The organism is Clostridioides sp. ES-S-0108-01, assembly GCF_020662285.1.
Classification (GTDB): domain Bacteria; phylum Bacillota; class Clostridia; order Peptostreptococcales; family Peptostreptococcaceae; genus Clostridioides.
Map to the genome: position 1 here is coordinate 268,529 of NZ_JADGMN010000002.1, position 12,042 is coordinate 280,570.

Below are 12,042 nucleotides of genomic sequence, written 5' to 3' on the forward strand. Positions count from 1 at the left end.
TATAAACAATATAGCCAACATAGATACAATCCCAAAATTTTAATAGTCTTAAGGGGTCTGTATCTATGTTAAAACGTAGGTACAAACCCTAAAAATAGTGGCTATAATAATAATAATATTTTTTATTGTTTAATAAAGTATTCATAATTATCTCTCCTTTTAATATTTTAATTAGTCAGAAAATTATATGTATTCTTGACTTGTTATAAATTATAAATTATACCACAATAAAAGTCAACTGCTAAATTTAATTAAAATACTAAATAATGTATACCTAGAATACTTTTAAATTAATGTACCAGTTGAAAAAAACGTTATTCTAGCTTGTGTATAAGTATGAAAATTTTATCGAAATATTTACTGAATATGGAATATATATCAATCAAATTTCATAAAAAAAGCTGTCTAAAGAATGTTAAAATTCTTTTGGACAGCTCAAGTAGTGATTAGAAAGTTATATAACTTTCATAATCAGTCGTCAATAAAGACGACTTTTATGGAAAATGAATAACTTTATATGCAATATTTAAATTGCTACAATAAGCACAATTTTCAAAGGGTTAGGGTGGATAAGAGTACTTATTATATAAAGTTTTCATATTACCTACTTTTTTGAAATCAATAAGTGTTATTCTGTAGATTTTGCATTTTCATCTGACTTTATATACTTTATATTATCTGCTGATAACTTTTGCATGTCAAGTGCTTTTAGTGTATCTTCATTAATTATTATTTCAGTTTCATCTAACATAGTAATTGGTATATCGCCAACAGATTTTCCTTCCAACACTTCAATAGCAAGTTCTCCAGCTTTGTAACCAAGCTTTACATAGTCTATACCACAACAAGCTAAAGCACCAGAAGTTACAGAGCCTTCTTCAGAAGCTATTATAGGAATTTTGTTCTCATTGGCAACTTTAGAAACTATAGGCATAGAAGAAACTATTAAATTGTCAGTAGGGACATATAAAACATCTATCTTGCCAACTAAGCTAGAAATAGCTTGATTAACTTCACTTGAAGAACTGACTCCTTTTTCAACAACTTCATAATTATTTTTCTTAGCATAATCGTGTAGAGAGTCAACTTGAGTTTTTGAATTAACTTCACTAGTATTGTATATAACACCTATTTTTTTTGCTTTTGGAGTTAGTGTCTTAACTAATTCCAATGTTTTATCAATTGAAAGATAATCTGATGTACCGGAAACATTTCCGCCTGGTTTTTCAATTGATTTAACAAGTCCAGCTTCTACAGGGTCTGTAACAGCAGTCATGATTATAGGTATATCTTTAGTAGCATTATAAGCTGCTTGAGCAGATGGAGTAGATATAGCATATATCAAATCTTTTTTATCTGATACGAATTTACTTGCAATACTTTGTGTAGTAGGCATATCATTTTGAGCGTTTTGAAAGTCTATTTTTATATTATCTCCGTCTTTATAGCCTTTATCTTCGAGTGCTTTTATGAATCCCTTCTTTGCCTTATCTAAAGATGGATGTTCTACTAACTGAGTGATACCTATAGTTTTTACCTTACCATCATCTGTTTTTTCTTTGTCTTTTGAACCATCAGGACCTCCAGATTGAGAACATCCAGTAAGCATTGATAATCCAAGTATCCCTGCGGTAATTAAACTTAATATTTTTTTACTTTTTATCATTTTATTTTTCTCCCTTAAAATTTAAAAATTATATTTGTTCATATATTCATATAATAGGTTATAAGTATGCGTACCTAAGACTGTATTTTGGTTTCTTAAACTGCATATTCAAATTTTTCTAAGATTTCTTCAACTGTTAATTCCTCTTTTTCCTTATCTTTTACATCTAAGACAACTTCGCCTTTATGAAGCATTATTAGCCTATCTCCATATTGAAGAGCATGTTTTAAGTTGTGAGTTACCATAAGTGTAGTTATACTTTTTTCTCTTACAATTTTATCTGTTAATTTAATTACTTCATTTGATGTTTTTGGGTCAAGTGCTGCTGTATGCTCATCTAGCAATAGAACTTTAGGGCTTGCTAAACTGGACATAATCAGTGAAAGTGATTGTCTTTGACCTCCTGAAAGATATTGTACTTTAATATCTAAGTATTTTTTTAAATCTAAAGAAATTCCTTCAAGCAAGTGCTCCAAGTCGTTCGTTTTATGACGAAGACATCTCTTTAAGTTTAATAGCTTGCCTTTATTAAGTGCCAGAGATAAATTTTCTCTAACCGTCATAGAAGGACAAGTTCCTAGACTAGGGTCTTGAAAAACTCTACTTACTATTTGAGTTCTTTTGTATTCAGCTAGGTTTGTTATAGTAGTATTGTCTAACGTAATTTGTCCAGAAGATTCTTTTATAAGTCCAGATATTATATTTAATAAAGTAGATTTACCAGTTCCATTACTACCTATGATACTTACAAATTCACCATCTTCTATATCGATTGATAAATTTTCAAATATAGTATTAGGTTCACCGTATGGATTAGGGAAACTCTTTGAAAGATTTTTAATTTGTAACATCTACAACACCTCTTTTTTCTGATTTATTTTTGGTACTAGCTTTGTACTTGTTTTTTTTTAGTGAAATGTTTAAGTTGCCAGTAGCTAAGAAAGCTATTATAACTATAGCAGTTATTAATTTTAAGTCAGTTGATAACATTCCTAAACTCATTGCAAAGTATATAGTGAATTGGTATATAAAAGAGCCAACAATTATTGCAGTAGTATCTTTGATAAAAGTAAACTTCTTAAATAGTGTAATACCAATTATTATAGAGGCAATTCCAAGAACTAAAGTTCCTATACCCATATTTACATCTGAGAATCCCAAAAACTGAGCCATAAGACTACCAGATAAAGCAATAAGTCCATTTGAAATCATAAGTCCTAGTATTTTTATAGAACCGATATTTATACCCAAAGATTTAATCATTTGAGAGTTATCACCAACACCTTTTAAAGTGTATCCAAGACCTGTTTTTAAGAATAAGTCTAAAAGAACTTTACAGATAAATACAAAAGCTAAGGCTAAAACTATAGGAGATATTTCTCCATTAAATAAGTGCTTAAAACTAAATAGAGGGATATTTGATTTTCCCATTATTCTTAAGTTGATAGAGTACAACATTCCCATGACTAAAATACCAGAAAGTAGGTTGGATATCTTAAACTTAATGTGAAGAATTCCAGTAACAAGACCAGCAGTGCAACCACATAATATAGCCATTAAAGTTGCTACTACAGGAGAAATACCATTAGTAAGAGAAAATGCTACGATAGAAGCACCCATTGTGTAACTACCATCAGCAGACATATCTGGAAAATCTAAGATTTTGTAAGTTATATAAACCCCCAGTGCCATAATCGATAAAATTAAACTTTGCGTCATTACAGATATAATACCTGTCATAGATAAAACACCCCTTTGAAAATATTTTAAAATAATTTTTTAAATTTAATTTTGATATAAAAAAACCACACAGTATATATAACTGTATGGCAAAAACACGAATAAGCCACACAGTATAATCCATGTGGCTCTATATTATGATGATAAAATAAAAACTTTAACAACAATTACTATAGCCAACATAGATACAATCCTTAAAAATCATAATCCTAAGGGGCTTGTATCTATGTTATGACAATTTGTCTTAACTTAGCTACAAACCCTAACTAAATTGGCTACTAAAAAATCGTACTTGTTTGTTTAATAAAGTCTTCATATTTACCTCTCCTTTTAATTTAATAATTTTGAAAATTTTGTTTTCCGTTTTGTATAGTAATTAGTTTAATACAGTAAAAAATAAAAGTCAACTATAAATTTTGAAAAATTATCGAATTATCAGAAAATTGAATTTAAATAAAAAAATTTTTATGTGCAGAATATAGTAATATTCTTAATTATTGTTTTTTAAATAAAAATAAAAAATATGAATAAGTCACAAAAGATTGTAAAAAGTAAAGAAATATTTAGATAATTAGTGCAAATAGGCTTTAAAACAACATAATAACTCAAATTATATGGTATAATAAATTAAATAATTGTTTTAATTCAAAATTTTTTGTTATTTTAAATTGTTTTAAAAACTTTAGTTTTAGCAATTGTATTATTTAGTGATTCTATTATGATATTTATGAGATTAGAAAGACTTCAATAGATATTTATTTGTAAATATTTAAGAAGTCTTTGACTTTATAGGAGTGATAATTTATGCTAATAGGTACATCTAAATTAAGCAGGAATGTCGATACTGCATGTGTAGAAGAATTAGGTATTCCAATGATTGTATTAATGGAAAATGCAGTTATATCTGCAATGAAAAATATGGATATAGACATATATAATAGTTATACAGTTGTATGTGGTGTTGGAAATAATGGTGGAGATGGTCTTGGAATAGCAAGGCATTTAAATATAAAGGGAAAAGAAGTAAACGTATTTTTAGTAGGTAATCTTGAAAAACTAAGTGAATGTTCTAAAATAAACTACAATGTACTTTTAAATATGGGAATTAATATTATAAATATTAATAAAAAAGATTTAAGTGAAAAAAATGATGGAGATGAAAATGAAGTAGATAAAATTATTAAAGTCGAGAAACAAAATATTATAAAAAATAAAAATTTAACAATTTTTAAAGATAGAGTATCCAAAAGTGATGTTGTAGTAGATGCTATATTTGGCACTGGATTAAAACGTGATATAACTGGTATTTTTAAAGAAGTTATTGATATAGTAAACGATAACAGTAAAAATACATATTCTATAGATATTCCTTCTGGTATAGATAGTGATAAGGGAAATGTATTAGGAACTTGTATTAGAGCAAACAAAACGATTAGTTTTGAGTTTTATAAAAGAGGTTTTTTAAACTATGATACTAGTTCACTTATAGGTGATGTAATTGTAGAAAAGATAGGTGTTCCAGATTTTATTACAAGAAAATACCATGATGAAGAGTTCATAACTGATAAGACTTTTGTAAAAAATAATATTAGAAGAAGAGATATGTATGGTTTTAAAAGTGATTTTGGAAAAGTATCTATAGTTGCAGGTTCAAAAGGATTTTATGGTGCAAGTTTCATAGCAACTGAATCTGCTGTTAAGAGTGGAAGTGGACTTGTAACGCTAATCAGTACTGAAGATGTACAAGATAAGGTATCTAGTAGACTTACTGAAGCAATGACTTTAAATTTTGAAGAGGAAAGATTGAATAAGTTACTTAGCTCTAGTGATGCAATTGGTTTTGGTCCAGGTATGGGAGATAATCATCAAACATTTGATAAATTACTTAAAATAATAGAAAATTCTAATTGCCCAATCGTATTAGATGCTGATGGATTAAACGTTATGAAGGATAGATGTTATAAGTTTTTAGAATGGAAAAATAGATTTGTAATTACACCTCATTTGGGAGAAATGGCTAGGTTGACAGGAGATTCAATTGGGTATATAAGAGAACATAGAGTAGATGTGGCAAAAGAATTTGCTCAAAAATATAATCTAGTTGTCCTTTTAAAAGGTTATCAAACTGTCATAACAGATGGTAAAAAAACATATATAAATCCTACAGGGAACAGCTGTATGGCAACTGGTGGAATGGGTGATTGTTTGCTTGGGATTATTACTTCATTTATAGGTCAAGGTATGGATATATTGGAAGCTACAGTTAGTGGAGCATATATACATGGTTATATAGGAGATAAATTGAGCAAAATAATGTATACAGTAAATGCCACAGATTTAATAAGTAACATTTCATTAACAATGAAAGAGTTTTTGATTGTATAATTAATGATGTTTGATACTGTTTTGTAACAACTTTAACAAAGTATGTTGATATAATACTATTAAATTAATCTTAAATTAGTTTATTTTATTGATTTGTAGTTTAAATTTATGTGCAAAAGCATTGTATAAACATATATTTATATAGGGTTTTATAATTCATATGAAAAGAGGGTAGATAGTATGAAGTTAATATGGTTGATAGTAGCAGTCTTATTTGGAATAGCAGAAATGTTGACACCAAGCTTGACACTGATATGGTTTAGTGTAGGAGCTGTAGTACTTATATTTTTAAGTAGCTTTATAGAGAGTATTTTCTTACAAATTTTAATATTTGCAGTAATTTCTATAGCAATGTTGATTTTAGCTACTAAAAAAATTGTAAAAAAAGATAAAGGTTACAAGTCTAATACTAATTTACAAGCTATGATATCTAAAAGAGGTATTGTTACAGAAGAGATTTCTCCAAATAACACAGGTCTGGTTGTAGTTGAACATGAAATATGGACGGCTATTTCTATAGATGGTGAAAAGATAGAAAAAGATTCTACAGTAGAAGTATTAAAAATAGAAGGGGTAAAACTAGTTGTTAAAAAAGTAAACGCTACAACTAGTGTGACAAATCAATAGAATAAAGGAGGATTTATAGTATGAGTACTAAAATTGTTTTAAGTATTGTATTAATAGTAGTAGTCATAGCAATAAGTTTAACCTGCATAAGAGTTATAAAACAATCTAAAGTAGGTATAATAATGAGACTTGGTAAGTTTCAAAAAGTAGCTGAGACAGGTGTGCATTTCTTAATACCATTTTTAGATAATATGGCATATGTAATTGACCTGAGAGAAATTGTAATAGATTTCCCACCTCAACCAGTTATAACTAAGGATAATGTAACTATGCAGATTGATACAGTTGTATACTATAAAGTTACAGACCCAGTTAGATACGTGTTTGAGATAGCAAATCCAATAGCTGCTATTGAAAATTTAACAGCTACAACGCTAAGAAATATAATTGGTGAACTTGACTTAGATGAAACACTAACATCAAGAGATATAATAAATGTAAAAATGAGAACCATTCTTGATGAAGCAACAGATAAATGGGGTATAAAAGTAAATAGAGTAGAGTTAAAAAATATAATGCCTCCTCAGGATATTCAAGTTGCGATGGAAAAACAAATGAGGGCAGAAAGAGAAAGAAGAGAGGCAATACTTCAAGCAGAAGGTAATAAGTCAGCTGCGATACTTCAAGCAGAAGGAGAAAAACAATCTGCTATACTAACAGCAGAAGCCAAAAAAGAAGCTATGATACGTGTAGCAGAAGGTGAAAAAGAATCTGCTATATTGGTTGCAGAAGGTGAGGCTGAAGCTATAAGACAAACAGCTATTGCTAAGGCACAAGGTGAAGCTGAAATGATAAAGAGAACTCAAATAGCAACAGCAGAAGGTTTAAAACTAGTCTTTTTAGCAATGAAAGAATCTGATATTGACAATAATATTCTAGCATTAAAATCTATGGAAGCTCTTGAAAAAATGGCTGAAGGTAAGTCAACGAAACTAGTTTTACCTTCAGAAGCAGTTAACTTCCTAGGAACATTTAAAGGTATAAAAGAAGTTATGAGTGATGATAACAAAGAGATATTAGATGCAAAAGAAATTCTAGGTAATAATGAGTCATTAAAAAAATAAAAGAGTTTTGTTATTGAAGGAAGGATATGGAAATTAAAGGTCGAATTAATTAGATATAGTACAAAAATGCACGTTGAAAAGAAGAAGACTTATAGCTTTTTAAGTCTTCTTCTTTGTTTTTATTTAAAGTTTTTATTTAAAAAACAAAATTATAAAAATGAATTAACAGAATTTTTATACAATTTCTCCTTTACTAATATAAAAAGTGTTATATAATAGTATATAAAACATATAGTGAATGAGAATGGTTTTAATTAGTCTATTTGTACTATTAACATATGTAGTTATAAAAATATCAATGTTACTATTAAGAAAGATAATAATTGAGTTGGAATTTTATAATTTATTGTTTATATGACAGCAAAGAAGTATTAATGCAAAAATAAAATTATCTAGTGCTTACTTAAAATTTTTTGGATAATTATTTCACAAATTTAAAATTATGTTTTACTATTATGAATTTAATGAATAAAAAAATAAACATATTTATATTGAATAAAAGATTTATAAAAAATATTTTTTATCTTTGTAAAATAAAATTTGTATTATTTTTTAACTGAGAATTGAATATTAATAAATATTATAGTGTTTATGGAAAATAATGTATACGTCTACAACTCTATTATGGGGTATACATTATATCAATTGTATAGTTGATATTATTTTATTTTTATTAAGGTATTATTTAAGCAACATTTATGCACAGTATTTATTGACTGATAAAGTTTATAAAAGTAAAAATGCAATTATAAATATTAATTACTAGATGAGGGGAGTGTCATTAAGTGAAAAAAGAGATGTTAGCTATGATTTTGGCAGGAGGTCAAGGTTCAAGATTAGGAGTTTTTACAAAAAGAATTGCAAAACCAGCTGTGTCATTTGGGGGTAAGTATAGAATTATTGATTTTGTGTTAAGCAATTGTTCAAACTCTGGTATTGACACTGTGGGTGTTTTAACTCAATATAGACCGTTGATATTAAATTCACATATAGGTATGGGAAGTCATTGGGACTTGGACAGAATAAATGGTGGTGTATATGTTTTACAACCATTTATGAATGAAAAAGAGGGTAATTGGTATAATGGTACAGCACATGCAATATATCAAAATATGGATTTTGTAGATACTTATAATCCAGAATATGTATTGATACTATCTGGGGACCATATATATAAAATGGATTATAGCAAGATGTTAAAATTTCATAAAGAAAAAGGTTCTAAAGCTACAATAGCAGTAATTGAAGTTCCTTGGGATGAGGCTTCTAGATTTGGAATAATGAATACAAATGAAGATTCAAGTATCTATGAATTTGAAGAAAAACCAAGTGAACCTAAGAGTAATTTGGCATCTATGGGAGTGTACATATTTGATTGGAAAATGTTGAGAAGTTATTTTAAGGAAGCAGAAAAAAATGCAGAAATAAATTATGATGATTTTGGAAAAAATTTAATACCTAAAATGTTAGAAGATAATGTTGGAATGTATGCTTATCCATTTAAGGGATACTGGAGAGATGTAGGAACTATACAAAGTCTATGGGATGCCAATATGGATATAATAAAGTCTCCAGAAACACTTGATTTAGTGGACCCTAAATGGAAGATATATACAAACACCATGGCAATGCCTCCACAATATATAGGTAAAAATGCAAATGTTCACAGATCAATGATAGCAGATGGTTGTAGAATTTTAGGTGAAGTAGGTAATTCTGTATTGTCACATGGAGTTGTTGTTGGTAAAGGAAGTAAAGTAATTGACTCAGTGATAATGCCAAATGTTGTAATAGGTGAAAATGTAACTATAGAAAAAGCTATGATAGGTGAGTGTGCAACTATAAATGATAATGTTCAGATAAAAAATGTAAATAATGAAATAAATGTAGTTTCTGAGTATGAAAATATAGAACCTAGATGCGTATTGATAGAAGGAGGTCTTTAAGATGAGTAATGAATGTTTAGGAATAATAAATTTAAACAAAAAAGGAGACCCAGCAATAAACAAACTTAACTATGGAAGACCAATAGCATCTACACCAATAGCTGGAAGATATAGAATAATAGATTTTGCTTTATCTAATATGATAAATTCAGGAATCACTAAAGTTGGAATATTCGCAAAGGAAAAATACAGATCATTGACAGACCATATAGGCAGTGGTAAAGATTGGGATTTAAGTAGAAAAAAAGGTGGCCTATCAATTTTTAGTCCAGAAAACACTAAGTACAGAAACACTTACTCACATAGAGAAGGTGACATATATACCATCTTGGCTAATCTGGATTATATAGAAAAGAGTGAAGAAGAATATATTTTAATAGCTCCAAGCTATATGCTATGCAATTTAAATTATTCTCATGCCTTGGAATACCATAAAAAATCTCATAATGATATAACTATGATATATAAAAATGTAAACAATGCAAATAAAGATTTTGCGGGTAACTTAACTCTAAATTTAGATAGTAACAATAGGGTGATAAATGTTGGAAATAATTTAGGTAAATTCCCTAGAGCAAATATATGTATGGAAACGTATATTATGAAACGTGAAGATTTTGTTGAATGTATATATAATATTGTAAATAAAGGAAATTATTGTTACTTAGAAGAATTCATTATTGAAGAAGCAGAAAATATGAAAGTAGGAGCTTATGAGTATACAGGATATTTAAAATGTGTAAATTCTGTTGAATCATATTTTGAAATGAGCAAAGATTTATTAAATTTAGAAGTTGCTGACGAATTATTATATTCTGAAAGAAAGATATTTACAAAAGAAAAGAATGAATCACCTACAATTTATACAGATAGTGCTAAAGTAGAAAATAGCTTTATAGCATCAGGTTGTTTAATTGAAGGTACTGTAAAAGACAGTATTATATTTAGAAAGGTCAATGTTGAAAAAGGAACAGTTATAGAAAACTCAATAGTAATGCAAAATTGTGTAATAAAGTCAAATGCAAAATTATATAATGCAATATTAGATAAAAATACAAATATATCAAATGGAAAAGAGTTAAGAGGAGATGAAAAATATCCTCTTGTAGTAGAAAAGAATACAAATATATAAATATATTTTTTAGAAGGGGGAATAACTAGTGAAGGTATTTTATGTAACAGCAGAGTGTTGGCCCTTTGCAAAAACTGGAGGATTAGGAGATGTTTCTTATGCATTGCCTAAAGAATTAAAAAAAGAAGGTGTAGATGTAAGGGTTATAATGCCTAAATATTCAACTATACCAAGTTATTTAAAAGATAAACTAAAAGAAATTGCTGTGTTTAGTGTACGTGTTGGATGGAGAAATCAATACTGTGGTCTTTTAGAAATGGAACTAGATGGTGTAAAATTTTACTTTATAGACAATGAATTTTATTTTAGAAGAGAAGATGAAAGAAAGAGTATCTATGGATATGGAGATGATGCAGAAAGGTATACTTTCTTTACAGATGCTGTTTTAGAAGCTATAAGTAGAATTGATTTTTACCCAGATGTAATACATATAAATGATTGGCATACAGGTATGTTACCATTAATTCTAAAAGAAAGATATGCAACCCTTGAGGGGTATAAAAATATAAAAACTATGTATACTATACATAATCTCCAATATCAAGGTGTGTTTGATAAGTATATTTTAGATGATGTATTGGGCTTACCACAAAAATACTTTGATAACGGAGATATAGAGTATTATGGTTCAATAAATTTTATGAAAGCTGGAATAAATTTTGCAGATAAAATTATAACTGTTAGTCCTACTTATGCAAATGAAATACAAACGCCTTTTTATGGTGAGCAATTAGATGGATTGCTTAGAAAAGAATCAGACAAATTAAAAGGTATATTAAATGGAATAGATTATGATTTAAACGACCCTGCAAAAGATAAAGATATATTTGTTCATTATGATGTAGATTCTATTGATAAAAAGGTAGAAAACAAATTGAGATTACAAGATATATTGGGACTTAAAAAAGATTCATCTATCCCATTGATAGGGATAGTTTCAAGATTAGTTTCTCAAAAAGGATTTGACTTAATAGCATATATGATGCCTGAACTTATGAGAGAAGATTTACAGATTGTCGTTTTAGGAACTGGAGAACATCAATATCAATCAATGTTCAATTATTATGATTCTAATTTCTCAGATAAAGTATCAGCTAGAATTACTTTTAATACATCATTAGCTCAACAGATATATGCTGCAAGTGATATATTCTTAATGCCATCACTATTTGAGCCTTGTGGTATAGGGCAAATGTTGGCTATGAGATATGGTTCTTTACCAATAGTTAGAGAGACTGGAGGACTTAAGGATACTGTAATACCTTACAATAAATTTACTGGCGAAGGTAATGGATTTAGTTTTAAAAATTACAATGCTCATGAGATGTTTTTCTGTTTGCAAAATGCAATCAAAGTGTTTAGAGATAAAGAAGAATGGACGAAATTAGTTGAAAATGCAATGAACACAGATAATAGTTGGAAAAAATCAGCTAAGGAGTATATAGAAACGTATAGAGACATATGTGATTAAAGGAGTGGTTT

The 12,042-nt window shown here is 28.1% G+C and carries 9 protein-coding genes; 6 read left to right on the forward strand and 3 right to left on the reverse strand.

Translation table 11 applies throughout. From position 1 onward, the window contains the following. Positions 1-628 precede the first annotated feature (628 nt). The 3 genes from IR152_RS03640 to IR152_RS03650 all read right to left on the reverse strand — a co-directional run bounded on the left by IR152_RS03640 (position 629) and on the right by IR152_RS03650 (position 3,406). The gene (locus tag IR152_RS03640) at positions 629-1,666 is read right to left on the reverse strand and encodes an ABC transporter substrate-binding protein (RefSeq protein ID WP_227450448.1); all 1,038 of its coding nucleotides are present in this window, start codon (positions 1,664-1,666) and stop codon (positions 629-631) included. A gap of 95 nt (positions 1,667-1,761) precedes the next feature. Further along, positions 1,762-2,517, reverse strand: coding sequence for an ABC transporter ATP-binding protein (locus IR152_RS03645; RefSeq protein ID WP_227450449.1), 756 nt, complete (start codon positions 2,515-2,517; stop codon positions 1,762-1,764). Next, on the reverse strand, positions 2,504-3,406 hold the full coding sequence (locus tag IR152_RS03650; protein ID WP_227450450.1) for an ABC transporter permease: 903 nt from the start codon (positions 3,404-3,406) through the stop codon (positions 2,504-2,506). The genes IR152_RS03645 and IR152_RS03650 overlap by 14 nt, the downstream gene beginning before the upstream one ends. Before the next feature lie 804 nt (positions 3,407-4,210). Between IR152_RS03650 and IR152_RS03655 the strand changes: the two genes are divergently transcribed. The 6 genes from IR152_RS03655 (at position 4,211) to glgA (ending at position 12,031) form a co-directional block, all read left to right on the forward strand. Next, the gene (locus IR152_RS03655) at positions 4,211-5,791 is read left to right on the forward strand and encodes an NAD(P)H-hydrate dehydratase (RefSeq protein WP_227450451.1); all 1,581 of its coding nucleotides are present in this window, start codon (positions 4,211-4,213) and stop codon (positions 5,789-5,791) included. A 180-nt stretch (positions 5,792-5,971) separates the two neighbouring features. Beyond that, positions 5,972-6,418 (forward strand): NfeD family protein, encoded by a 447-nt coding sequence (locus IR152_RS03660; protein WP_227450452.1) that lies wholly within the window; start codon positions 5,972-5,974, stop codon positions 6,416-6,418. Between the two features lie 20 nt (positions 6,419-6,438). Continuing rightward, positions 6,439-7,482 carry an SPFH domain-containing protein gene (locus IR152_RS03665; RefSeq protein ID WP_227450453.1) on the forward strand — a complete coding sequence of 348 codons (1,044 nt, stop codon included), beginning with the start codon at positions 6,439-6,441 and terminating at the stop codon, positions 7,480-7,482. A gap of 785 nt (positions 7,483-8,267) precedes the next feature. After that, positions 8,268-9,428: a glucose-1-phosphate adenylyltransferase gene (locus IR152_RS03670; protein WP_413927465.1), complete on the forward strand. Its 1,161-nt coding sequence runs from the start codon at positions 8,268-8,270 to the stop codon at positions 9,426-9,428. Between the two features lies 1 nt (position 9,429). Beyond that, positions 9,430-10,560 carry a glucose-1-phosphate adenylyltransferase subunit GlgD gene (glgD, locus tag IR152_RS03675; protein ID WP_227450454.1) on the forward strand — a complete coding sequence of 377 codons (1,131 nt, stop codon included), beginning with the start codon at positions 9,430-9,432 and terminating at the stop codon, positions 10,558-10,560. A gap of 28 nt (positions 10,561-10,588) precedes the next feature. Then, positions 10,589-12,031: a glycogen synthase GlgA gene (glgA, locus tag IR152_RS03680; RefSeq protein WP_227450455.1), complete on the forward strand. Its 1,443-nt coding sequence runs from the start codon at positions 10,589-10,591 to the stop codon at positions 12,029-12,031. Positions 12,032-12,042 lie beyond the last annotated feature (11 nt).